Annotated in this window: 25 protein-coding genes; 13 read left to right on the forward strand and 12 right to left on the reverse strand. The window is 65.6% G+C overall.

Annotated elements, in window-relative coordinates:
- Positions 1-43 precede the first annotated feature (43 nt).
- The 3 genes from rho to hemE all read right to left on the reverse strand — a co-directional run bounded on the left by rho (position 44) and on the right by hemE (position 3,090).
- A complete protein-coding gene (gene rho / locus ASE82_RS13800) occupies positions 44-1,300 on the reverse strand; it encodes a transcription termination factor Rho (RefSeq protein ID WP_031395107.1) in 1,257 nt (418 codons plus the stop codon).
- A gap of 282 nt (positions 1,301-1,582) precedes the next feature.
- Positions 1,583-2,044 carry a CopD family protein gene (locus ASE82_RS13805; protein WP_056064342.1) on the reverse strand — a complete coding sequence of 154 codons (462 nt, stop codon included), beginning with the start codon at positions 2,042-2,044 and terminating at the stop codon, positions 1,583-1,585.
- Positions 2,041-3,090 (reverse strand): uroporphyrinogen decarboxylase, encoded by a 1,050-nt coding sequence (gene hemE, locus ASE82_RS13810; RefSeq protein WP_056064345.1) that lies wholly within the window; start codon positions 3,088-3,090, stop codon positions 2,041-2,043. Before hemE ends, ASE82_RS13805 begins: the two co-directional genes overlap by 4 nt.
- Positions 3,091-3,418: 328 nt before the next feature.
- Between hemE and ASE82_RS13815 the strand changes: the two genes are divergently transcribed.
- The 10 genes from ASE82_RS13815 to ASE82_RS13860 all read left to right on the forward strand — a co-directional run bounded on the left by ASE82_RS13815 (position 3,419) and on the right by ASE82_RS13860 (position 10,034).
- Positions 3,419-4,252: a pyruvate, water dikinase regulatory protein gene (locus ASE82_RS13815; protein ID WP_056064348.1), complete on the forward strand. Its 834-nt coding sequence runs from the start codon at positions 3,419-3,421 to the stop codon at positions 4,250-4,252.
- Positions 4,246-4,839, forward strand: a complete 594-nt coding sequence (locus ASE82_RS13820) for a Maf family protein (RefSeq protein ID WP_156348913.1) — start codon at positions 4,246-4,248, stop codon at positions 4,837-4,839. Before ASE82_RS13815 ends, ASE82_RS13820 begins: the two co-directional genes overlap by 7 nt.
- Before the next feature lie 261 nt (positions 4,840-5,100).
- On the forward strand, positions 5,101-5,913 hold the full coding sequence (locus ASE82_RS13825) for a shikimate dehydrogenase family protein (protein ID WP_056064351.1): 813 nt from the start codon (positions 5,101-5,103) through the stop codon (positions 5,911-5,913).
- On the forward strand, positions 5,910-6,485 hold the full coding sequence (coaE, locus tag ASE82_RS13830) for a dephospho-CoA kinase (protein WP_056064354.1): 576 nt from the start codon (positions 5,910-5,912) through the stop codon (positions 6,483-6,485). Before ASE82_RS13825 ends, coaE begins: the two co-directional genes overlap by 4 nt.
- A 15-nt stretch (positions 6,486-6,500) precedes the next feature.
- Positions 6,501-7,193, forward strand: a complete 693-nt coding sequence (gene dnaQ / locus ASE82_RS13835; RefSeq protein ID WP_056064356.1) for a DNA polymerase III subunit epsilon — start codon at positions 6,501-6,503, stop codon at positions 7,191-7,193.
- A 61-nt stretch (positions 7,194-7,254) separates the two neighbouring features.
- Positions 7,255-7,854 (forward strand): ribosome hibernation-promoting factor, HPF/YfiA family, encoded by a 600-nt coding sequence (gene hpf, locus ASE82_RS13840; RefSeq protein ID WP_056064359.1) that lies wholly within the window; start codon positions 7,255-7,257, stop codon positions 7,852-7,854.
- Positions 7,855-7,955: 101 nt separating this feature from the next.
- A complete protein-coding gene (locus tag ASE82_RS13845; RefSeq protein ID WP_056064361.1) occupies positions 7,956-8,423 on the forward strand; it encodes a PTS sugar transporter subunit IIA in 468 nt (155 codons plus the stop codon).
- Positions 8,413-8,898, forward strand: coding sequence for a PaaI family thioesterase (locus ASE82_RS13850; protein WP_056064364.1), 486 nt, complete (start codon positions 8,413-8,415; stop codon positions 8,896-8,898). The genes ASE82_RS13845 and ASE82_RS13850 overlap by 11 nt, the downstream gene beginning before the upstream one ends.
- On the forward strand, positions 8,895-9,221 hold the full coding sequence (locus tag ASE82_RS13855; protein WP_056064367.1) for a DUF1491 family protein: 327 nt from the start codon (positions 8,895-8,897) through the stop codon (positions 9,219-9,221). Before ASE82_RS13850 ends, ASE82_RS13855 begins: the two co-directional genes overlap by 4 nt.
- A 153-nt stretch (positions 9,222-9,374) precedes the next feature.
- Complete coding sequence (locus ASE82_RS13860; RefSeq protein ID WP_056064370.1) at positions 9,375-10,034, forward strand: cell wall hydrolase; 660 nt, start codon at positions 9,375-9,377, stop codon at positions 10,032-10,034.
- Positions 10,035-10,126: 92 nt separating this feature from the next.
- Here ASE82_RS13860 and ASE82_RS13865 read toward each other — a convergent pair whose 3' ends face one another.
- The 4 genes from ASE82_RS13865 to recQ form a co-directional block, all read right to left on the reverse strand.
- Positions 10,127-11,983 (reverse strand): AsmA family protein, encoded by a 1,857-nt coding sequence (locus ASE82_RS13865; protein WP_056064373.1) that lies wholly within the window; start codon positions 11,981-11,983, stop codon positions 10,127-10,129.
- An 84-nt stretch (positions 11,984-12,067) separates the two neighbouring features.
- Entirely contained in the window at positions 12,068-12,466 is a 399-nt protein-coding gene (locus ASE82_RS13870; protein ID WP_056064374.1) for a hypothetical protein, read from the reverse strand.
- Positions 12,463-12,891 (reverse strand): TIGR01244 family sulfur transferase, encoded by a 429-nt coding sequence (locus ASE82_RS13875; protein WP_056064377.1) that lies wholly within the window; start codon positions 12,889-12,891, stop codon positions 12,463-12,465. Before ASE82_RS13875 ends, ASE82_RS13870 begins: the two co-directional genes overlap by 4 nt.
- A complete protein-coding gene (gene recQ / locus ASE82_RS13880) occupies positions 12,888-14,657 on the reverse strand; it encodes a DNA helicase RecQ (RefSeq protein WP_056064381.1) in 1,770 nt (589 codons plus the stop codon). Before recQ ends, ASE82_RS13875 begins: the two co-directional genes overlap by 4 nt.
- 140 nt (positions 14,658-14,797) lie before the next feature.
- Between recQ and ASE82_RS13885 the strand changes: the two genes are divergently transcribed.
- Together ASE82_RS13885 and ASE82_RS13890 are read left to right on the forward strand one after the other, a co-directional pair.
- On the forward strand, positions 14,798-15,769 hold the full coding sequence (locus ASE82_RS13885; RefSeq protein WP_056064382.1) for a hypothetical protein: 972 nt from the start codon (positions 14,798-14,800) through the stop codon (positions 15,767-15,769).
- Positions 15,770-15,865: 96 nt separating this feature from the next.
- A complete protein-coding gene (locus tag ASE82_RS13890; RefSeq protein ID WP_056064385.1) occupies positions 15,866-16,939 on the forward strand; it encodes a type I restriction endonuclease in 1,074 nt (357 codons plus the stop codon).
- Between the two features lie 354 nt (positions 16,940-17,293).
- On the opposite strand, the gene ASE82_RS13895 is transcribed toward ASE82_RS13890, so the two are convergent.
- On the reverse strand, positions 17,294-19,123 hold the full coding sequence (locus ASE82_RS13895; protein ID WP_056064388.1) for an ABCB family ABC transporter ATP-binding protein/permease: 1,830 nt from the start codon (positions 19,121-19,123) through the stop codon (positions 17,294-17,296).
- A 121-nt stretch (positions 19,124-19,244) separates the two neighbouring features.
- Between ASE82_RS13895 and ASE82_RS13900 the strand changes: the two genes are divergently transcribed.
- Positions 19,245-19,475 carry a hypothetical protein gene (locus ASE82_RS13900; protein ID WP_056064390.1) on the forward strand — a complete coding sequence of 77 codons (231 nt, stop codon included), beginning with the start codon at positions 19,245-19,247 and terminating at the stop codon, positions 19,473-19,475.
- A gap of 129 nt (positions 19,476-19,604) precedes the next feature.
- Here the strand turns inward: ASE82_RS13900 and ASE82_RS13905 are convergent, their stop codons facing one another.
- From ASE82_RS13905 to crtY, 4 genes are all read right to left on the reverse strand, one after another.
- Positions 19,605-20,555 (reverse strand): phytoene/squalene synthase family protein, encoded by a 951-nt coding sequence (locus tag ASE82_RS13905; RefSeq protein ID WP_056064393.1) that lies wholly within the window; start codon positions 20,553-20,555, stop codon positions 19,605-19,607.
- Positions 20,556-20,667: 112 nt separating this feature from the next.
- Complete coding sequence (locus ASE82_RS13910) at positions 20,668-21,249, reverse strand: TIGR00730 family Rossman fold protein (RefSeq protein ID WP_056064396.1); 582 nt, start codon at positions 21,247-21,249, stop codon at positions 20,668-20,670.
- Between the two features lie 196 nt (positions 21,250-21,445).
- On the reverse strand, positions 21,446-22,924 hold the full coding sequence (locus ASE82_RS13915; protein ID WP_056053615.1) for a phytoene desaturase: 1,479 nt from the start codon (positions 22,922-22,924) through the stop codon (positions 21,446-21,448).
- Positions 22,921-24,087 carry a lycopene beta-cyclase CrtY gene (gene crtY, locus ASE82_RS13920; RefSeq protein WP_056064399.1) on the reverse strand — a complete coding sequence of 389 codons (1,167 nt, stop codon included), beginning with the start codon at positions 24,085-24,087 and terminating at the stop codon, positions 22,921-22,923. The genes ASE82_RS13915 and crtY overlap by 4 nt, the downstream gene beginning before the upstream one ends.
- Positions 24,088-24,148: the final 61 nt, after the last annotated feature.

Here is a 24,148-nt window from a genome sequence, read left to right on the forward strand (position 1 = left end):
ACCGGTGCGAGTCCTGCGCCAGCTTGGCGCAGGCCGCACTCGGTTATTGATTCATGCTGTCGAAGAAATTCTCGTTGGTCTTCGAATCCTTCATCTTGTCGAGCAGGAACTCCATCGCGTCGATCGTACCCATCTGCATCAGGATACGGCGCAAGACCCACATCTTGCTGAGCTTGGCCTTGTCGACCAGCAGCTCTTCCTTGCGGGTACCCGACTTGCCGACGTCGAGCGCCGGGAAGATGCGCTTGTCCGCGACCTTGCGATCGAGCACGATTTCCGAGTTGCCGGTGCCCTTGAACTCCTCGAAGATCACCTCGTCCATGCGGCTGCCCGTATCGATCAGCGCGGTCGCGATGATCGAGAGCGAACCGCCCTCCTCGATGTTGCGCGCGGCGCCGAAGAAGCGCTTGGGACGCTGCAGCGCGTTCGCATCGACACCACCGGTCAGGACCTTGCCCGACGACGGCACGACGGTGTTGTAGGCACGACCCAGACGCGTGATCGAGTCGAGCAGGATCACGACGTCCTTCTTGTGCTCGACCAGGCGCTTCGCCTTTTCGATCACCATTTCAGCGACTTGCACGTGGCGCTGCGCGGGTTCGTCGAAGGTCGAGCTGACCACCTCGCCCTTCACGCTGCGCTGCATGTCGGTGACTTCCTCGGGGCGTTCGTCGATCAGCAGGACGATCAGGAACACCTCGGGGTGGTTGTCGGTGATCGCCTTGGCCATGTTCTGCAACATGACGGTCTTGCCGACGCGCGGCGGGGCGACGATCAGCGTGCGCTGGCCCTTGCCCTGCGGCGAGACGATGTCGATCACGCGCGCCGACTTGTCCTTGACGGTCGGGTCGGCGGGATCGAGCGTCAGCTTGCTTTCGGGGTAGAGCGGCGTGAGGTTGTCGAAATTGACGCGGTGGCGGACGACATCGGGATCGTCGAAATTGACGGCCGTGAGCTTCACCAGCGAGAAATAGCGTTCGCCATCCTTCGGCCCCCGGATCTCGCCTTCGACCGTGTCACCGGTACGCAGGCCGAACTTCCGGACCTGGTTCGGCGAGATGTAGATGTCGTCCGGGCCGGCGAGATAGTTCGATTCCGGCGAGCGCAGGAAGCCGAAGCCATCGGGCAGCACTTCGATCGTGCCGAGCCCCATGATCTGGTCGCCATTGTCCGCCTGCACCTTCAGGATCGCGAACAGCAGGTCCTGCTTGCGCAGCGTCGAGGCGCTCTCGACCCCCAGTTCCTCGGCCAGCTGGACCAGCTCGGCGGGTTTCTTCTTCTTCAGGTCTTTGAGATGCATGGGGATTTCCGGATAGCAATCAACGGGAGAACGCTCGGTCGGCGGTGCGCTTGGGAAGCGGAACTGGGCGAGACGAGTCTGGCAAGGCACGACCGGGCAGGACGCCAGGAGGCCGTGTTGGGAGAAGGAGTTAGAATTGGGGGGCGGGTTAGTCAAGCAGGCCTTTACCCCCCTCCCTGGAAGGGAGGGGTTGGGGGTGGGTTTGCTTCCGCATGAAGGACGCGTTTTAGCTCAAACTGGCCGACCCACCCCCGGCCCCTCCCTTCCAGGGAGGGGGGAAGATCAGAACGGCTTAACGATTACCAGCACCACGATCAGCGTCACCGCTAGCGCAGGCACCTCGTTCAGCATTCGCAACTGCTTCCCCGCCAGCGTCGGCTTCCCCGCGGCGAGCTTCTTCGCATAGCCGACCGCCCAGCCGTGATACCCCGACAACAGCAGCACCAGCACCAGCTTCAGGTGCAGCCACCCCAGCCCAGGCGCGCCGTCCGCCAGCCCCAGGTTCAGCGCCAGCGCGATCCCCAGCACCCACACGACGATCATCGCCGGCGTCAGGATGATGTGGCGAATCTTGCTCTCGCGCTCGACCCAGTTCGCCGCCTCGGTCGTGTTGCCGGCCGCCAGCGCCTCCTGATGATAGACGAGATAGCGCGGCAGCATGAACAGCCCCGCCATCCAGAAGATCACGAAAATCAGATGCGCGGCCTTCACCCAGTCATACGTGCCCCCAAGAAAACCGCTCATGTCGTGCTCCTTACGCGGGCGATCAGCTGCTCGACATGCGCGATCGGCGTGTCGGGGAGGATGCCGTGGCCGAGGTTGAAGACGTGCGGACGCTCGACGAACGCCGCCAGGATCCGGTCGATCGCCGCATCGAGATCCGCGCCGCCCGCGATCAACGCCAGCGGATCGAGATTGCCCTGCACCGGCATGTCCGCCGGCAACGACGCATGCGCCCACACCGGATCGACCGTCTCGTCCAGCCCGATCGCATCGACGCCGGTCTCACGCGCGTAAGCCGGAAGCTTACCCCCGGCGCCCTTCGGAAAGCCGATGATCGGCACGCCGGGGCAGCGCGCGTGCAGGCGCTCGACGATCGACGCGGTCGGCGCGATCACCCAGCGCTCGAACTGCGCGGGCGATAGCGAGCCCGACCAGCTGTCGAACAGCTGCACCACGTCTACGCCGGCCTCGACCTGCCGCGCGAGATACTCGACGGTGTTGTCGGCGATCGCATCGATGATCGCACCGAACGCCGCCGGGTCGGAATAGGCGAAGCGTCGCGTCTCGGACTGATCCTTCGAACCCTTCCCCGCCACCATATAGGTCGCGACCGTCCAGGGAGACCCCGCAAAGCCCAGGAACGTCGTCTCGGGAGGCAGTGCAGCCGCGACCTTCGCGACGGTGCCGTAGACCGGCTCCAGCCGCCCCATCACCGGCTGCAACCGATCAAGCGCATGATCGACCAGCGCCGGCTCGAGCCGAGGCCCCTCGCCGACCCCGAAACTCAGATCCTGCCCAAGCGCCCACGGGATCATCAGGATGTCCGAGAACAGGATCGATCCGTCGAACCCGAACCGGCGGATCGGCTGGAGCGTGACTTCGGCCGCCGCATCCGGATCGGTCGCGAGCGCGAGGAACCCGCCCTTCTCCGCGCGGAGTTCGCGGTATTCGGGGAGATACCGCCCCGCCTGCCGCATGAGCCACAGCGGTGGCACGGCCTGACGCTCCCCGCGAAGAGTCGCCAGGAGAGGCTTGAAGGCAGGCGTATTGGGGGTCGGATCGGTCAGCGGAGCACCCTTCTTCTACTATAAGAAGATTCAAGAAATAGGTTGTTGCAGTGGTTGGGCGGTTGAACCCGGGACTTATGCGGTGATCCCGGAATTGCCAACAGCTTGACCCTCGCGCACCGCCACAAACACGCTGATTCGATTCAAGGCTCCCCGTTACCCACAGCCTGTGGATAAAATCCGGCCCTGTGCGCGGCGGTGTGGATAGAATCGGTGTTATCCACGGCGAACCCGTCGCTTGGCGAGGCGGACGAGTTACGCTAGCCGTTCTCCCCATGTTATCCACAGATTCACGCCCACAGGCCCACCCGCTGGGGATAAAACGCCGATGATGCGGCTCCACCTACATTTGTTGTCGGATTCGACCGGCGAGACGCTGGAGAACATCGCGAAGGCGGCGTTGGCGCAATATGACGACGTCGAGACGGTCCGCCATTTCTGGCCGATGGTCCGCACCGAAGCGCATCTCGAGCGCATCCTCCAGGAGATCGCGCAGAACCCGGGGCTGGTCGTGTTCACGCTGGTGAACCCCGCGACCCGGCGCATCCTGGAGCAAAGGTGCCTCGCGCTAGGGCTGCCCGCAGTCGCCCCTCTCGACCCGGTCAACGACGCGCTTTCCGGCTTGCTCGGACAGCAGGCGAAGGCGCGGCCGGGACGCCAGCACGTCCTCGATGCCGCCTATTTCGCCCGTGTCGACGCCATCCAGTGGACGATCGCGCACGACGACGGGATCGCCTCGGAAGAATGGGAGGAGGCCGATATCGTCCTGGCGGGTGTATCGCGCTCGTCGAAGACGCCGACCTCGATCTACCTCGCCAATCGTGGCTACAAGACCGCCAACATTCCGATCGTGGTCGAAAGCCCACCGCCGCTGAATCTCTACAAGCTTACCAACCCGCTGATCGTCGGCCTTACGACCAGTGCGGACCGACTGATCCAGGTCCGCCGCAACCGCCTGCTGTCGCTCAACCAGCAGCCCGACACGTCCTATGTCGAGGAGGAAGCGGTGATGCGCGAACTCGCCTTTGCGCGCCGCATGTTCGCCGACAATGGCTGGCCGGTAATCGACGTCACCAGGCGTTCGATCGAGGAAACCGCGGCGGCAATCATCGCCTTGTGCAACCAGCGCCGCGCCGACGCCGCTCCGAAGGTCGAATTGTGAGTCTGATCCTCGCCTCGCAAAGCGCCTCGCGTCGCGCGATGCTGACCGCCGCCGGCGTGCCGTTCGAGGCGACCTTCGCCGGCGTCGACGAGGATGCGGCGAAGGCGGCGCTGCGCGACCTGTCCCCGCGCGATCTTGCGGATGCGCTGGCCGAACTGAAGGCGCTAAAGGTTTCCGCGCGGATGCCAGGCTATCTCGTCCTCGGCAGTGACTCGCTGGTCGCACTGGAAGACGGCAGTATCCTCGACAAGCCCGTGGACCGCGCCGACGCGGCGGCCCACCTGCGACTGATGTCCGGCAAGCGCCACGACCTGTGGAGCGCCGCGGTCATTGCCGAGAACGGCCAGGCGATCTGGCGCTACGTCGAGCGCGCGAAGATGCACGTCCGACCGCTGTCCGACGCGTTCATCGAGACCTACCTCGATGCGGAATGGCCCGCGATCTCGGGCTGCGTCGGCTGCTACCGCATCGAAGGCCCCGGCGCGCAGTTGTTCGCCAAGATCGAGGGCAGCCAGTTCACGGTACTCGGCATGCCCCTACTCAACGTCCTCGACTTCCTCCGCGTCCGCGGCGAGTTGCCGGCGTAATTTAAAATCGGGAGGGCGCACTGTAAACCTCCCCCGCCAGGGGGAGGTGGCTGGCTCTTGCCAGACGGAGGGGGAGGCATGCGAAACCCGCGTTCCGTGTCCTCCCCCTCCGTCACCTTCGGCGACGCCTCCCCCTTGCGGGGGAGGATTGAGTAGGAGCTGCACATGGCAATCCGCCCGCGCTAGACTAAACCTCGTTCACCCGCGAAGGCAGGTGCCCAGACTGGATCCCCGCCTCCGCGGGGAAACACGGAGCCTCGAATGACCCGTCCCTATGCAGAAGTGATCGGCGATCCGATCGCACAGTCGAAATCGCCGCTGATCCACGGCTTCTGGCTCGACGCGCTCGGGATCGACGCGGAGTACCGCCACAAGCTCGTCACCCCGGACGCCCTCCCCGCCTACTTCGCCGAACGCAAAGCCGACTCCGCCTGGCGCGGGTGCAATATCACGATGCCGCACAAGCTCGCCGCGCTCGACCACGTCTCCGACCCTGGCAACGTCCGGGGGACGATCGGCGCGATCAACACCGTGTTCCGCAACCAGGCGGGCGACTGCATCGGTACCAACACCGACGCCGCCGGATTCTGGGCACCGATCGACGACCTCGACATCGCCGGCCAACCCGTCACGGTGATCGGTGCCGGCGGTGCCGCCCGAGCGATCCTGTTCGCACTGTCGCGAATGGGGGTCGGCCCCGTCACCATCCTCAACCGCAATCCGCTGAAGGGCGCGGCGCTGCTGTCGAACTTCGGCCTCAAGGGCCAGGCGCTCCCGATCGGCCCCGCCGCCCCGCCCTCGCGACTGCTCGTCAACGCCAGCGTGCTGGGCATGGCCGGTCAGCCACCGCTCGACATTGATCTCGGCGCGCTCGATCCGGACTCGCTGGTCTACGACATCGTCTACTCCCCGCTCGAAACCGGTCTCCTGAAAGCGGCGCGCGCGCGCGACCTTGAGACCGTCGATGGCCTGGAGATGCTGATCGGCCAAGCCGCCGTCGCGTTCGAGATATTGTTCCACGTGGAACCACCGCGCGACCGCGACGACGACCTCCGCGCGCTCCTGACCAAATGATCATCGGCCTCACCGGCTCGATCGGCATGGGCAAATCCGCGGTCGCCGCGATGTTCGCGGACGAAGGCGTCCCCGTGTTCGACGCCGACGCAACCGTCCACCGACTGCAAGGCATCGGCGGGCGACTCGTTCCCGCCATCGAAACCGCCTTCCCCGGCACCACCGGCAACGGCGCAGTCGACCGCGCGAAACTCGGCGCGGCGGTGTTCGGCGACGACGCCGCGATCAAGCGCCTCGAAGCGATCGTCCACCCCGCCGTCGGCGAAGAACGCGCCGCCTTCCTCGCCCAACACGTCGGCAAGCGAGTGGTGTTCGACGTCCCCCTGCTGTTCGAGACCGGCGGCGACCGCAACGTCGACGTGATCGTCGTCGTCTCCGCCGCCCCCGACGTCCAGCGCGCCCGCGTCCTCGCCCGCCCCGGCATGACCGCGGAGAAGTTCGCCGCGATCCTCGCCCGCCAGACCCCCGACGCCGAAAAACGTGCCCGCGCGGATCACGTCATCCACACCGACACCAGCTTCGAAGCAACACGCGCGCAAGTCCGGGCGGTGCTTGCATCCTTGGAAATCTGAGCCGATACCATCGGGATGCGTGAGATCGTCTTCGATACCGAAACCACCGGGCTCAGTTTTTCCGGCGGCGACCGCATGGTCGAAATCGGATGCGTCGAGATGCTCAACCGGGTCGAGACCGGCCGCACCTTCCACGCCTATTATCATCCCGAGCGCGACATGCCGGTCGAGGCGTTCAACGTCCACGGGCTGAGCGCGCAGTTCCTCTCCGACAAGCCCAAGTTCGCCGACGCGGTCGAGGACCTGCTCGAATTCGTCGGTGACGCGCCGATGATCGCGCACAATGCCGGCTTCGATTTCTCGTTCCTCAACGGCGAGTTGACCAAGTGCGGGCGCCAGATCGTCCACATGAAGAGGATGGTCGACACGCTGCAGATCGCGCGCAGCCGTCACCCCGGCGCCAAGCATTCGCTCGACGCACTCTGCTCGCGCTTCGGAATCGATCGCAGCCACCGCGTCCTGCACGGCGCGCTGCTCGACGCGCAGTTGCTCGCGCAGGTCTATGTCGAGCTGATGGGCGGTCGCCAGATCGGCCTAGGCCTGCTGAGCGATACCGGCAGCACCGCGTCGACTCCGATCGTCGCACAGGCGCCTCGGGTCGTTCGCCCAGCGCGCGTTTTCGCGGTGAGCGAGGGAGACCTTGCGGCCCATGCTGCGTTTATGAAGGGGATCAAGGATCCGATCTGGGGGGCCGTGGCGTCCGGATGACGCTGGCAGGGTGGAGCCAATAGGACCGCCCGAAGACTGTAACGCCGACAAGGAGACGACAATGGATATCCGGATTTCTGGTCATCAGGTTGACACTGGCGAAGCACTCAACAGCCACGTGGAAGACCGACTCCAGGGTATCGCCGACAAGTATTTCTCGCGCGCCATTTCGGCCGAGGTCACGTTCGGCAAGGGCCCGCACGACGCCGGCTTCAAATGCGACATCGTCTCGCACGTGATGAAGGGCCTCGTGATCAAGGGCCACGGCGACGCCTATGACGCGCGCGCCGCGTTCGATGCCGCCGCCGCCAAGATCGAGACTCAGCTCCGCCGCTACATGCGCCGCCTGAAGGATCGCCACGCCGGCGAAGCAGTCGCGATTGCCGAGAGCAACGGCTACGACAATGCCGGCTACACGCTGTTCCAGGAAAGCATCGAGGAAGACGATGTCGCGGACGCACCGCTCATCATCGCCGAAACGCGCGTCGATATCCCCGAGGCCAGCGTATCGGACGCGGTGATGATGCTCGACCTGCGCAACACCGCCGCGTTGCTGTTCATGAATGCGGGCACCGGCGCGCACAACATGGTCTATCGTCGCGGCGATGGCACGATCGGTTGGGTCGAGCCACAGCGAGCAGCGGCCACCCCGGCCCAATAAAGAAGGGTCCATAAAGGCGCGGGTCTCAAGGCCGCGCCTTTACGCCCCCGCGCAACCCGCTAAGGCGGACGCGCGCGGGGGCGCTTGAGACATTGAACACAATGACCGATTTTAGTGACATGCTGCGTCCCGACGCAGTGCAGACGGGCGTGATCGCCAAAAACAAGAAGGCAGTGTTCCAGCATCTCGCCACGGTTGCGTCTGAGATACTCGATGCAGACCCCAAGATGATCGCCGACCGGCTGGCTGCGCGCGAGAAGCTCGGCTCGACCGGGTTCGGCGGCGGCGTCGCGATTCCGCACGCCAAGCTCGAAGGGCTCGCGCAGGTAACGGGCGTGTTCGCGCGGCTGGCAGAGCCGGTCGACTTCCAGGCGGTCGACGATCTCCCCGTCGATCTCGTCTTCATGCTGCTCTCCCCCACCGATGCCGGCGCGGTCCATTTGAAGGCGCTCGCCCGCGTCTCGCGGCGGTTGCGCGACAAGGCGTTCCTCGAAAAACTGCGCGGCGGCGGTTCGCCCGACGCGGTCTATGCGCTGTTCACCGCCGACGAGGTCCGCGATGCAGCTTGAGTTGGCTCCCAGTTCGGCCCCAAACACAGCCGGGGCAGACGCGCATTTCCGCGCACTGGAGTCGCTCTACGCGCAAGCGCCGATCAATCGCTTCTTCGACTCCTCGCTCGAAATCCCCGAAGCCGGCGTCGCGCGCATCCATTTCACGATCGACGAGCGCCATTACCACGCCGGCGGTGCCGCGCACGGCACGAGCTATTTCAAGATGCTCGACGACGCCGCCTTCTACGCCTGCAACAGCTTGGTCACCGACCGCTTCCTGCTCACCACCGCCTTCAACCTGCTGCTCACGCGCCCGCTGAAGATCGGCCCGGTGATCGCCGAAGGACGCTGGATCAGCGGCAAGCGACGCGTGTTCGTCGCGGACGCGCGGCTGATCGATGCGGACGGCGAAGAAGCGGCAAGAGGCACCGGCACCTTCATGCGCTCGCGGATCGCGCTCGCCGGTCTCCCCGGATACCGCAGCGCAGCATGAGTGGCCGTCTCCCCAGCGGAGTCCTCGTCAGCGCGCTGTTGCGGCGCGTCAACGATGCCGGCGGGTTCGGTGCGGTGATGGCGAAAGGCGACCCGCAAGGCGGCGCGATCCTGGTCATCGCGGTCGACAAGGGCGCCCTTCCCCGTCTGCTGGAACGCGGCATCGGACCCGACGGACGGACCGCGCTGATCGACTCCACCCCTCTCGAAGACCTCGACGGATATTGGCGTCGTCGCCGCGCAAGCGACCCGGATCTCTGGGTAATCGAGGTGGACATCGCAGCGGCGGAACGGTTCGCCGCTGAAACGATCCTCGACGATTGACTCGAAAGCCCCCCCAATAGAGGGGAATTGCAACATTGATTGGCGTTGTGCTGGGACGGGTGCGATCCGGATCAGTTACGCAGTCGGGGGGATGCCTGGACGATCGGCTCGTACGATTGCTTCCGCGGTCCAACCGCATCTGAATAAGTTTGAATGACGATTCTTCAGCGGGCTGCGACGATCGCGGTCATGACCTTCTCTCTCGCCGGCCTGCTCGGCAACAGCGCTCCCGGTCAGGCAACCGGTATCGATCGCTCGACCACCAATCTCACTGCTCTCGCCAATCTAAACGCGCTCTCGCCGCAGAATGTTCCGCAGATCGCTCCAGTTGCCACCACCGTCGCACCTGTCGAGACGAACGCCGAGAACGCTGCCGTAAGCCCCGCGGTCGCAGAAGCCGAAGAATTCGACACGCTCGCCCAGGCCGTTGCCGCGCAGGATAGCGCCGCCGCCGACGAAGCGCTTCAGTGCCTTGCCGGCGCGATCTACTTCGAATCCAAGGGTGAGCCGCTGACCGGCCAGCTCGCGGTCGCCGAAGTCATCATCAATCGCGCCAAGTCGGGTCGTTTTCCCGCCAACGTCTGCGCCGTCGTCAAGCAGCGCGGCCAGTTCAGCTTCGTCCGCGGTGGCCAGATTCCCAACATCAACGCCGGCACCGCCTACCGCACCGCGATTGCAGTCGCCAAGGTCGCGCTCGCCGATGCGTGGAACAGCCCTGCCGACAAGGCGCTCTACTTCAACACCCCCGATCGCCGTCCCAGCGTCCGCGCGATCAAGGTCGCCTCGATCGGCAACCACATCTTCTATCGCTGATATCCCCCGGATAACGCTAAAGTTCGACCCCGTCCCGCACCCAGCGGGGCGGGGTTTCTCATATCCGCCAACGCCCAGTCTATCGCCTCGGCCTATCGCAGCACTCGTGCCGCCAACCCCGCGCAATCCGCATCGCTAGCCGTCGGACCCTGCTTGCCCGTGATCGCACGCCCGATCGCCTTGAAGATATTCCCCACCGATTTCACCTCCGGCGGGATCGTCACGTGCGGCTGCTGGATCGTCCCGGTCATGTACGCGGACCCCGGCAACTGCAGCAGCGCATGCTGCTTCGGCGCGCCGCTCAGCCGGATGTCGATCGCTTCGGATGGAAACACCACGCTCCCCTGCCCGTGCAGCTGGCTGGCGGTGGTATCGACGATCATCGGATCGACGCGCCCGCGCCCCCGCGTCACGTCGAGTTTCACCACCACGCAGCGCAAGCCCGCGCGCTCGCCATCTTTCGCCAGCAACGCACGCGCCGCATCGAACCCCAGCGCGGCGGCGATCCCCTGCGGCAACTGCCCGTCCTGCGCGACGAACCCGATGCTGCCATCGGCGTTCCCGACCGCAGCCCGGATCGTCTCCCCTAGTCCCTTAAGCCGCACGCGCGCACTCACATTCCCGCTGAAATCGCCGCGCCCGCCTGCCAGCGCCTGGACGCTGCTCCCCCGCAACCGCAGGTCGATCGCCACGGTCGGCGTCTTGCGATCGCCTCGCTGGTCGACCGTGACCTTGCCGGTAACGGTTCCCTGCGGCAGCCTCGCGATCAGCCGATCCAGCGTCAGCAGCTGGTGATCGATCGCGATCGTCCCCTTGGCCGACACGATCGGCGACGTCCCCTTGGCCGCGACGATATGCTGGATGCGGAACCCGAACTCTGCGTCGGTCGTGTCGATCTTGCCGATGTCGATCCGCGTATTCGGCACCAGTCTCGGCCCGATCGCACGCTCTAGCGCCGCGCCCTTCGCCTGCGCCTCGTCCGACGACAGGTCCGCGAAGTCGAACTGGCGCGACACGATATCGCCGTTCACCTTGCTCCGTCCGTCCCGCTTGTCGACGGTCACATGCCCCGCAAAGTCCGACCGCCCGACCACGCCCTTCAGCTGCGTGATCGCCCATTTCGGCGCATCGTGGCGGACGTGCGCGCTGAACGACACCGGCTGCGTCCGGAACAGCCCCGCCTCGATCACAGCGTCGATCAGCTTCAGGTCGGTCGCGCGCGCCGTCACGTCGAGCGTCATCACGTCGGTATCCAGCGGCCGGTCCATCACGCCCTTCGCCGAGATCGACAGCTTGTCCCCGACGATCGACGCTGTGAACGGCCACGGCTTGCCCTGCGATCGCTCGATCGACGGCCCCGAGACCGCGATCCGAACGGCCGCCCCACGCACGGTGCCGGTGCCGTTCGCACGGATGCCCGTAACCGGATCGGAGGAGAACCGCGCGGTGACCTGCCGCCCCTGCTTGGCATCGCGGTACGAGACCACGCTGTCGCGGATGACCAGCCCTTGCAGGTCGTTCGAACTGCCGCCGCTCTTGGCCTTGCCCGGCCGATCCCAGTTGGTCCGCCCCTGCTTGTCACGCACCAGCGCGAGGTACAGCCCGGACGCCTTCACGTCGCGCGGCCCGAACCCGCCCTTCAACAGCGACAGCGCGGAGAAGGTCGCCTCCGCCTCACGCAACCGCACGAAATCGCCCGTCCCGGCCCAGGCTGCCTGCGGAATACGCACCTGCGTGATGCGGATCGTCGGCGAGAAACCGAACCCGTCGACGCGCTCGATCCCGCCGATCGTCACCGGCCGCCCGAAGCGCGCGGTCAGCTGCCGCTCGATCACGCCTTTCAGCGATCCCCAGGGGAACACGGCGAGCCCGATTATGACCGTGGCCATCACGGCCACGACGACGATGCCGGTGACTTTCACCCAGCGCTTGGCGACCCATCTTCTCATCTACTGCGGCGACGCGTCGAAACGAGAAACGTTCCGCAAGCGTCAGGACCGCTGCCGCAGAATGACCGCGGCGCGTCTGGCTCGCTAGACCCGCACGCTCTTCGGCGCCAACCGGCGGATGTCGAGGACATCGACCTGCGCGAGCATCACCGCGCCCAGCGCCTTGTCCCCGGTCTCGACCAATATCCCCTCATGCGTCGCGCGCACCGTCCGCCACGATACCTCGCGCACCGTCAGGGTCTTGCCGATCCGCTTTACCGCAGCAACCCGCCCATCGTCGGCGATCGCCAGCGCGCCCTGCCCGTCCGCTCCGACGACAGCACCAGCCACCGCAAACCCGCGAAGCTGCGCCTGCGCCGCGTCCGCCGCCTCTTCCGGAGTTTCGATCTTCACGACCCGCCGCATCCGCACGACCACCCAGGCCAGGCCCGCGAGCAACAGCACAACGACGGCCACGATGCCGCCGACGATCGCAGGCGTCATCGCGGCCCTGCGAGCGCGTCCAGCATCGGCCGGATTCCGCGCAGGTCATACCCGGCGTCCTCGGCCTGCGCGAGCAGCAGGTTCGGGTTGCGCCCAGCCTTCGCCGCCGCCAGCGCCCATAAATTGCAGCTCCGCGTCCCCGACCGGCAATAGGCCAGCACGGGCCCGTCCGAATCGGTCAGCGCCTGCGTCATCGCGTCGATCTGTGGATGCGAGAACCCCGCATGCGTCACCGGAATCGAGACGTATTTCAGCCCGGCCGCTTCCGCCGCCGCGCGGATCGCATCACCCGAAGGCTGCCCTGCATCCTCGTCGTCGGGCCGGTTGTTGACGATCGTCTTGAACCCCGCCGCAGCGATTTCCGCGACTTGCTCGACCGCGATCTGTGGCGCGACCGAAATACTTTCGTTTATTTGCCGTATCATGCGGACTCGCGGATGACCTGGAGGAAGGCATCCCCATAGGCGTCGAGCTTGCGCGCGCCAATGCCTGATAACAGGCTCAACTCGGCACGCGAGGCCGGCCGCTGCCGCGCAATGTCACGCAACACCGAATCGTGGAAGATCACATACGGCGGAACGCCCGCTTCCTTCGCCAGATCGCGCCGCCGCACGCGCAACGCCTCGAACAGCGGATCGTCCACGGGGTTCGGCGTGGCGCCAACCGCCCCCTTGCGCCGCCGCTCGCGCTTCGGCGGCACGACGATCGACACCGCCGCCTCTCCCTTGAGGATAGCCTTCGCCGCCGGCCCGAACTCGAGGCCGCCATGGGGATTGGTCCTGAGCGCATCCTTCAGCATCAACGCGCGCGACACGGGCTTCAGCAGCGCGACCTCGTCGCCCTCGACGATCCCGTACACCGACAACGCCTCGTGCCCGTTCATCAGGCTCCGCTCCGACGACACCCCGGTCAGGATGCCCTCGATATATCCTACGCCGTACATCTGCCCGGTCCGGAACACCGCCGACAGGAATTTCCGCGCCGTCTCGGTCGCGTCCACCGCATCGACATTGCCGAGGCAATTGTCGCAATTCCCGCAATCCTCTAGCCGCTCTTCGCCGAAATGCTTAAGCAGGATCCGCCGCCGGCACCCGGCCGTCTCGACCAGCCCGCCCATCGCGGTCAGCCGCTGCCGCTCACCCGCCTGCCGTTCGGGCTCGACCTCACCGATCCGCTGCCGGGCACGCGCGAAATCCTCCGCGCCCCAGAACAGATGCGCGATCGCCGGATCGCCGTCACGCCCAGCGCGCCCGGTTTCCTGATAATAGGCCTCGATCGACTTCGGCAGCCCGGCATGCGCCACGAACCGGACGTCGGGCTTGTCGATTCCCATCCCGAACGCGACCGTGGCGCAGATCACCATGTCCTCGCTCGCGACGAAATCCGCCTGGTTCTTCGCGCGCACCTGTGGATCGAGCCCCGCATGATACGCCCGCGTCGGCCGCCCGCTCCGCCCCAGCGCCTCCGCCAGCTTCTCGGTCGCCGCGCGCGTCTGCGCATAGACGATCCCCGGCCCCGGGATCTTCTCCAGGATGTCCGCGATCTGCCGGTTGACGTTGTCGCGCCCCGAAATCGCATAGCGGATGTTCGGTCGGTCGAACCCCGACACGATCAGCCCCTCCTGCGAAATCCCCAGCTGCTCGAGGATATCCGCCCGCGTATGCGCATCCGCGGTCGCCGTCAGCGCGAGGCGCGGCACGTCCGGAAAACTGTCGAGCAGAGGCCGCAGCAACCGGTAGTCTGGCCGGAAATCATGCCCCCACTCGGATACGCAATGCGCCTCGTCGATCGCAAAGAGCGACAGCTTGGCCTGCGACAGGAGATTGCGAAAACTCTCGTTCGAAGCCCGCTCCGGCGCGACATACAGCAGGTCCAGATCGCCAGCCCGAAACCGCGCGATCGTCTCCTCGCGATTGGTATCTACCGAGGTCAAAGTCGCCGCCTTGATCCCAACGGCAGTGGCCGCCCGCAACTGGTCATGCATCAAAGCGATCAGCGGCGACACGACCACGCACGTCCCCTCCAGCATCGTCGACGGCAACTGGTAACACAGCGACTTGCCCGCCCCCGTCGGCATGACGGCCAACGTCCGCTGCCCCGCGAGCACCCGATCGACGACATCGCGCTGCACGCCACGAAAATCAGGAAAGCCGAAGATGCGCTGAAGATCGGGAAGGGGGTCGAGTGCCATTGCCATGCGATCTAGGCGTCGCGCAGTCGCCCGTCGAGGGGCGAGCCTGCATTGGTTATCCAATCATTACCGATTATAAATTCGTTGCGAATACGATATGACGCGGCAAGATCGCGGCGCCTGACGCCGGAGACCTCACGATGATCGCCAATATCCTTAGAACCGGCGTGGCGGCATCGGTGCTCGTGAGCAGCGTCGCGCTAGCCGGCGACACGGCCCCGGCCATCCGCGACGTACCGGTCGGCGGGATGATCGCCGCAACGATCGACGGCAAGCCCGTCACGCTGCGCGTCGACCCCGCCGCGCCTGGCCTGGTCTTCGTCACGACCGCGGTCGCCGAGCGACTTGCGCTGAAGGGCGGCGCATTGGGACTGGGCTATTCGGTCGGCGGGCAAGGCGCGATGCAGGCGACGACGGTCCGCCCGATGACGTTCGGGATCGATGCGGTGAAGCGGCGGATCGGCTTTCCAAGCCGCAAGCACGAGGCCAAGGGAAAGGCTGCGGACCCCCGCTGGGTCGGGCGGCCCTATGCCGATGTCGGCGACGGCAGCATCGGCCCGGCGTCGCTACCCGAACCCGTCGTGCGCATCCTCCTGAACGCGCCGCGTGCCGGCGAGCGGACCGTCGCGTTGCCGATGGTCGACGGCGGCGGCCTGCTGGGCAAACTCTCCGGGACCTTCGCGCAGATCACGATCGGCGGCCAGCCGATCCGGGTCCGCTTCGATCCCTATCATCCAAGCACGACCGTCACCGCCAACGCCGCCACGCTGATCGCGCAGGCGCAGCGCGGCACGCTGGCCGGCCTCACCGCACCGGTCGAGATCGCCTTCGGTATCGCCCGACCCGTCCGCACGATGACGCTCGCCACCCCGCTCCTCGTCGGCCCGCTCGCGCTATCGTCGCTAGGCGTCCGCACCACCGACGTCGGCAGCGCCGCCGGGATCCCCGAGGCCGACGCGCCACCACCCGACCCCGACGAGATCGTCGTCATCGCCAAGGGCAAGCGCGACGCCAACCGCGATCGCCTGACGATCGGCGCCGACCTGCTCGATCGCTGCTCCGCCATCGTCTTCGACAAACCCGCCAAGCAGATCCGCCTGACCTGCGGCTAGACTCGGTCGATATCCGGCCAGTCTATCGCGGTCCGATCATGGACCGCGACCCTCCGTGCCTGCATCCTCCCACGTTCAATCCGGGGGGAGACGCGCATGGAACTGAACATCAGGCTGGCCGAGCTGCAAAAGCGGACGATCGAACACCGCGAAGTCCTGCTGACCGAAGAGGCGGCGAAGACCGCGCTCGTCATGCCGTTCCTGCAGTCGCTCGGCTACGACGTCTTCAACCCGTCCGAGGTCGTCCCCGAATTTACAGCGGACGTCGGCACCAAGAAGGGCGAGAAGGTCGATTACGCGATCTGCGCCGGCGGGAAGGTGTCGATCCTGATCGAGTGCAAGCCGTCCTCGGTCCAGCTCAACGTCAACCACGCGGGCCAGCTGTTCCGCTATTTCAGCGTCACCGACGCGCGGCTCGCGGTGCTGACCAACGGCGTCGTCTACCAATTCTATTCGGACATCGAGCGCCCGAACAAGATGGACGACAAGCCGTTCTTCACCTTCACGATGGACGCGATCAAGCCCGCCGACATCCGCACGCTCGAGAAATTCACCAAGGCCGCGTTCGACATCGACAAGATCGTCCAGGAGGCCGGCAACCTCAAGACGCAGTCGTTGATCCGCCTCGAACTCGAAAAGGAGTTCGCCGAGCCCTCCGACGAGTTCGTCCGGATGATGGCGCAACGCGTCCATGGCGGGCGCCTGACGCCCGCAATCAAGGACGGTTTCGCCAAGCTCCTCGCCCCCGCGATCGCCGCGCTGATCCGCGATTTCGTCAACGAACGCCTGTCGTCCGCACTGAAGGCGTCGAGCCCGGTCGAGGACCTGCCGCTAGGCGCTGACGACGACCCGTCCGATGGCGACGGCATCGTCACCACGCAGGAGGAGATTTCCGGCTTCCACATCATCCAGGCGATCGCGTCGCGCCTGGTCGACCCCAAACGCGTGATCGTCCGCGATGCGAAGTCGTACTGCGCGATCCTGCTCGACGACAATAACCGCAAGACGATCGCGCGGATGCATTTCAACGGGATTACCACCAAGTATCTCGGCATGTTCGCGGGCAAGGACGAAACGCGGCATTTGCTATCGGACCTGACGCACATCTATCAATATTCGAATGCGATCGAGGCAAGGTTGCGCGAGTTGGATCCCTCGATCCCAGCGTAGGGCGCGCTCCCGATCGTTCCCCCGCATCCAAAGACCTACCACCCCGGCGAAGGCCGGGGCCCAATTGAAAAGGTAGGAGTAACGGAGCGCAGTCGTCGTTAGCAACGTCCCCCAATTGGGCCCCGGTCTTCGCCGGGGTGGCGTTTGACGGGGGAACACCCGAGTTCCAAGACGCTGTCGCCAATCTTGTTTCCCCGCGAAGGCGGGGACCCAGGCTGGGCTCCCGCCTTCGCGGGAGAACAAGGAGGGGTAAGCTACCGGTGAAACGCGGCCGCCCCGGTGTTACGAGCCAAATGCCGCAAGCATCTGACGTTACGTAGGGCGTGGCGAGCATTCCTCACCGACTACCCCAACCTACTCCGCCGCCAGCGCCCCATCATCATCCCCGGCGCGCTCCTGCGCCTGCCGGTTCCACATCTCCGCATACACGCCGCCATGCCGCAACAGATCCGCATGCGTCCCCTTCTCGACGATCCGCCCCGCCTCCAGCACGACGATCTGGTCCGCATGCACCACGGTCGACAGCCGGTGCGCGATCACGATCGTCGTCCGCCCGCGCTCGATCGCCTCCAGCGTATCCAGGATCTCAGCCTCGGTCCGGCTATCCAGCGCCGACGTCGCCTCGTCGAGAATCAAGATCGGCGGGTTCTTGAGCAGCGTCCGCGCGATCGCCACGCGCTGCTTCTCGCCGCCCGACAGCTTCAACCCACGCTCGCCGACCCGCGTCTCATACCCCAGCGGCTGGCGCTCGATGAACCCGGCGATCGCCGCGCCCTTCGCCGCAACCTCGACCTCAGGCATCTCCGCACCCTCGCGGCCATAGGCGATGTTGTACCCGATCGTGTCGTTGAACAGCACCGTATCCTGCGGCACGATCCCAATCGCGGCGCGCAAAGACGCCTGCCGCACCTGCGCGATATCCTGCCCGTCGACGGTAATCCGCCCGCCCGTCAGGTCGTAAAACCGGTACAGCAACCGCGCGAGCGTCGACTTCCCCGCCCCCGAAGGCCCGACCACGGCCAACGTCGATCCCGCCGGCACGTCCAGCTCCAGATCGCGCAAAATCGGCCGCCCCGCATCATACCCGAATGACACGTTCTCAAACCGCACATGCCCCGTACTCACCGCCAGCTCAGGCGCACCCGGCGCATCCACCACGGTCGCGGGCGTATCGATCAGGTCGAACATCGCCGCCATGTCGAGCGCACCCTGCCGGATCGTGCGATACACCATCCCCAGCAGGTCGAGCGGCCGGAACAGCTGCGCCAGCAGCGTCGACACGAACACCACGTCGCCCGCCGACGCCTCGCCGCGGCTCCACCGCCACACGACGAAGCCCATCCCGCCCGCCAGCATCACATTCGTGATCAGCGCTTGGCCGAGGTTCAACCACGCCAACGAATTCTCGCTCTTCACCGCCGCCTCGGAATACGCCGTGATCGCGCTGTCGTAACGCTTGGCCTCGCGCTCCTCCGCGCCGAAATACTTCACCGTCTCGAAGTTCAGCAGTGAATCCACCGCATGCGCGACGGCGCCGGTATCGAGGTCGTTCATCCGCGCGCGCAAGGCATTGCGCCAGTCGGTCACCATCCGCGTGAACGCGATATAGCCGACCACCATGACGACCGTCGCGACGACCAGCGGCCAGCCGAACTTGGTCCAGAACAGCCCGAGTACCAGCACCAGTTCGAACACCGTCGGCGCGATGTTGAACAGGAGGAAATACAGCATCGTGTCGATGCTCTTGGTGCCGCGCTCGACCACCTTGGTGACCGCACCCGTCCGCCTAGACAGGTGAAAGTCGAGGCTCAGCGCATGCAGATGGCGAAACACCTGCGCCGCGAGCCGCCGCGACGCGTCCTGCCCGACGCGCTCGAACACCGCGTTGCGCAGATTGTCGAACAGCGTCGTCCCGAACCGCGACGCCGCGTACCCGACCACCAGCAGCACGACCAAGGTCAGCGCCCCGCGATCGTTCCCCGCCATCCGGTCGACAGCGTATTTCAATGTGAACGCTGCGCCAAAGACCTGGATCAGCTTCGACGCGATCACCAGCAGCATCGCGACGACGATCCGCGCCTTCAGCTTGGGCTGCCCCGCCGGCCACAGGAACGGCAGGAAGCGGCGGAGCGTCGGCAGCAAGGGCTGGTCCGCGCGGGTGGAGGTGTAGGTGTCAGGTGGCATGGATCGATGCGATGTAGGCGCAGTCAAGCCCCGGCGAAAGCAGTTGGGGGAACAATCCTGCCACTTCGTCGCTTTAATTACCGTGTCCGATGTCGGCCACCGCGATCCACTGGAGAATGAAATGGAACCGCTGTTCTACGTCATGGCCATCATGGGCTGCGGTGACGGCAATGTGAACTGCACCGAGGCGCGGGTGATCCCGGCACGCTACGAGACGATGGCGCAGTGCCGCGCGGCGCTCCCCGATCAGTTGGCGCAGAACACCGACGTTCCGTACCCGATGATCGGCGCGAATTGCCGCGCGCAAGGCCGGTTGATGGCGAAGACCGGCAAGGCGAAGTCGCAGGGCTGAGGTTTATCGGTTCCTGCAACGCGCGGGCACCACACCCCCGTTCATGCTGAGCGAAGTCGAAGCACTTGAGTCTCATGTCCTTCGACTTCGCTCAGGACGAACGGATGGGGGTGGGACGGGAGCGAAAAATCAAACCCGAGGCCGCGTCCACAACCGAGCATTGCGCACAGTCCTTGGATACAGCGTATTCCGCCGCGCAGCCTCCCACGCCGCGGTCACGATAAACCCGAGCTTTTGCATCCCCGACGTCGTCACCCGGTGATCCCACGCATGCTCCCCCCGAGCCGCCACGGTCCGCCCGATCGCCCCATAGATCCCCGCCGCCGACAGCACCGCCCACGCCGAACGGAACGACAGCGCCGGCGTCCCTTCCCGCGCGCTAGCCTCGAACGCCGCAGCGCGATCCGCCATCCGCTTCGTCAACACCGCAAGGCGCGACCGGAACGGCGGCTTCATGTGCTGCCCAGGCGGGAAGTCCATCTCGACCAGCCACTCCTCGGGCAGATAGCACCGCCCGACCCGGTCATCCTCCTCCACGTCGCGCGCGATATTGGCGAGCTGGAACGCCATCCCCAGGTCGCACGCGCGATCGAGCGTATCCTCGTCGTCGGGATCGACGCCCATCGCGATCGCCATCATGCACCCGACGACGCCCGCGACATGGTAGCAATATTTGTAGAGGTCGTTCTCCGACCGCGGCCGCCACTCGCGCGCATCGAGCGCGAATCCCTCGATCAGGTCGCGCGCAAACCGCTTCGGCAGCCGGGTTTCAGCCGCAAAGATCCGCATCGCATCGAACGCCGGCTCGCCAACCACTTCGCCCGCCAGCGCCTGCTCGGTCATCGCCGACAACTGCACCAACCGCGCCGGCGCGTCGTCGACCACGGTCATGCCGTGGCCATGATCCTGCCCATCGGCGATATCGTCGCACCGCCGGCACCACGCGTACAGCAGCCAAGCCCGCTCCCGCGTCGGCTTATCGAACAACAAGCTGGCCGCCGCAAAACTCTTCGACCCCCGCGAGATCGACTCATGCGCGGTAGCGACGATCGCCTCGCGGCTCGGGAGTGCCTGGCTCATTCTAGTTCCCCCGCGAACGCGGGGGCCCAGGACCACAAACGCGCCGCCCGCGACTCCTGGGCTCCCGCCTTCGCGGGAGAACAAGAAGCGGCGAAGTTCACCGTCTCCAAGCTCACAAATCCGACGCGTTCATCCGCACGATCGGCTGCGTCGGCACATGCTCCGCCATCCGGTCGAGCAGAACGTCCAGCGTATCCGCCACGATCAACAAATCCCGGTGCTGCGGCCGCAAAAACCCAACCTCGCCCATCTTCGCCCAGAACGCGATCAGGTGATCGTAATACCCAGCGGTATTCAGCAATCCGACCGGATCCGCATGATAGCCAAGCTGCGCCCAGCTCAGCGCCTCCCACAGCTCGTCCATCGTCCCCGTCCCACCCGGGATCGTCACGAACCCGTCGGAGAGATCGGTGAACATCTGCTTGCGCTGATGCATGCCGCTGACGACGTGCAACTCGGTCAGCCCCCGATGCGCAACCTCCGCATCGACCAGCGCCTGAGGAATAACCCCAATAACCTCGCCACCACCCTCAAGCGCCCCATCCGCGATCGCGCCCATCAGTCCGGTCCGCCCACCGCCATAAACGAGGCCAATACCCCGCTCGGCAAAAGCCAGCCCCAGCGCCCGAGCGCCTTCGATATAGGTGGGATCAGCCGGCGTAGCCGACCCGCAATACACAGCAAGTCTCTTCATCCCGCACCGCTAGGGGAAGCGCGCGGGGTGTCGCAAGAGAAGAATGGGTTCACGCGGAGACGCGGAGACGCGGAGGTGTCGCGTTCCGGACAGCGCTCGCGCTGTCTTCATGCTCGTTCCGTAACCCGTTGGAGACACGGTCGCTACGCGACAAGCGCAACACCTCCGCGTCTCCGCGTCTCCGCGTGAACCAACCTTACTTCTCGCCCTCGAGCATCAACCGAGCCGTAGCCTTCGCACTCCCGACTACCCCCGGAATGCCCGCCCCCGGATGAGTCCCAGCGCCCACGAAGTACATATTCGGAATATGCTCGTCGCGGTTGTGCACGCGGAAATACGCACTCTGCGTCAACACCGGCTCCAGCGAGAACGCGCTACCCAGATGCGCATTCAGATCCTCCGCGAAATCCTTCGGCGCGTACGAGAATTTCGTCACGATCCGCTCATGGATATCCGGGATCAACCGCCGCCCGATCTCGTCGAGGATGCGCTTCTCCAGGATCGGCGCGATCTCGTCCCAGTCGACCGGGAATTTCCCGAGATGCGGCACCGGCGCCAGCGCGTAAAACGTCGAATGCCCCTCCGGCGCCAACGAAGGATCGGTCACAGTCGGATGATGCAAATACAGCGAGAAGTCCTCGCTCAGAACGCCGTGGTCGTAAATGTCCTCGAGCAGCCCCTTATAGCGCGGCCCGAACAGGATCATGTGGTGCGGGATGCCCGGCCACGTGCCCTTGATCCCGAAATGCACCACGAACAGCGACGGCGAATATTTCTTCCGCTCGAGCGACCCGGTTTTCCGCTTGGCACTGCGCGACGTCGCCAGCAGGTCGCGATACGTGTGCATGATGTCGCTGTTCGCCGCGATCGCATCCGCCTGACCCGACCAGCCGCTAGCGCACGTCACGCCCGTCGCCCGGTCGCCCAGAGTCTCGATCGACGTCACGGGATCGTCGAGCCGCAGCACGCCGCCTAAGCGCTCGAACTGCGTCACCAGCGCCGCGACCAGCCGGTTGGTCCCGCCGCGTGCGAACCACACCCCGCCATCACGCTCCAACTTGTGGATCAGCGCATAGATCGCGCTCGTCGTCATCGGATTGCCGCCGACCAGCAGCGTGTGGAAGCTCAACGCCTCGCGTAGTTTCTCGGACTTCACGAAGCTCGACACGATCGAATAGACCGACCGCCACGCCTGGTATTTCGCCAGCGCGGGCGCCGCCTTGATCATCGACCCGAAGTCGAGGAACGCGACATGGCCGAGCTTCTCATAGCCCTCATGGAACACACCCGCCGAATATTGCAGGAACTTCTCGTACCCCGCCCAGTCGCCGGGATGCAGCTTCTCGATCTCGGCGCGCATCTGCACGTCGTCGTTGGTGTAGTCGAAGTTCGTTCCGTCGGGCCAGTTCAGGCGGTAGAACGGCAGCACCGGATCGAGCGTCACGTCCTCGCTCATGTCGCGCCCGGTCAGCGCCCACAGCTCGCGCAGGCAATCCGGATCGGTGATGACGGTCGGCCCCGCATCGAAGGTGAAGCCATCGCGTTCCCAGAAATACCCACGCCCACCCGGCTTGTCGCGGCTCTCGACGATCGTCGTCTGCACGCCCGCGGATTGCAGCCGGATCGCGAGCGCCAGCCCGCCGAAACCTGCGCCGATGACTATTGCGGTCTTCATGATGACATACTGCCTGCGATGGCGCGGACGGCGCGCACGATGGGGACGGGGGGCTTGCCGGTCAGAACGCGCGCCTTGTCGGAAAGCGTCGAGCGTCCGGCGTAGAAACGGCCGATGAGCGAGGGGGAGAGGCGGTAGAAGCGCTCGAGGATGCGGTAGCGTTCCTCCGGCTCGGCGGCGCGAAACAACATCGTGTCGAGCATCCGGTAGAACCCGCGGCTCTTCCACGTCGCCCGCGCCATCGCATGCGTCGCATCGTGGAGTTTCGCGCCCGAAAAATCGCTGAGCCCTGCAAGCATCGCCGCGGTCCGCACCGCGTCGGGCAACGAATAGCCGGTCGTCGGATGAAACATCCCCGCGCGCATGCCGGCCTTGGCCACCCGAGCACCGCCCGACCGCCAATACGCCTCGAAATCGCCCCCCATCGCGACCGGCAACACGCCGGACTCCTCGCGCACGACGCTCTCGACCGACCAGCCGCGTACCGTGACATAGTCATCGATCCGCGCGCCCAGCACCGGAATATCAAGATCGGGCGTGTCGCTATAGTAAGTGTCCTCGACGAACATCCGCTCGGGTGAGAACGGCAGGCAGTAGACAAAGCGATACCCGTCAATCTGCGGAATGGTCGCATCCATGACCATCGGCCGCGGGCTTTCGTGCGGCACGCTCAACGCCAGTTCGCGCCCGAGAAACTTCTGCCACGCGAGATCGAGCAGCGACAGGTCGCCCGCCCCCCGCGCGTCGATTACGCCAGTCGCCTCGATCCGGTCGCCATCCGCCATCACAACCGCGGTCGCACTAGCCCCCGAGACCTTCCGCCCAAGCATCAAAGCATCTGCAGGAAGTACGCGGCGAACTTCGCGGTCGAGCCGCGTGCTCTCGATTGAATAATAGGTCGCGTCGATCGTCCGCTCATGCGCCGGGAAACGCACATCGTATCCGCGCCACGCATGCACCACGAGCGGCGCGACGATCCAGCGGTCTCCTTGCGCCACGTCGCTGCCGAAGAACGACCAGAGATGATTGCCGCCGACCGTCTGCGCTGAATCAATCAGCCGCACGTCGAGCGCCGGATGCTTGGCCTTGAGCGCCAGCGCGATCATCCCGCCGGCCAAACCCGCGCCAACGATCGCAACGTCGCAGGAGATCGTCGATGCCATGCCTCCGACTAGCGCAAAGCGGAGGACACGAAAACAACCTTTCCGAACCAATCGCCCGCGA

This window comes from Sphingomonas sp. Leaf230 (assembly GCF_001421745.1).
Lineage (GTDB): Bacteria > Pseudomonadota > Alphaproteobacteria > Sphingomonadales > Sphingomonadaceae > Sphingomonas.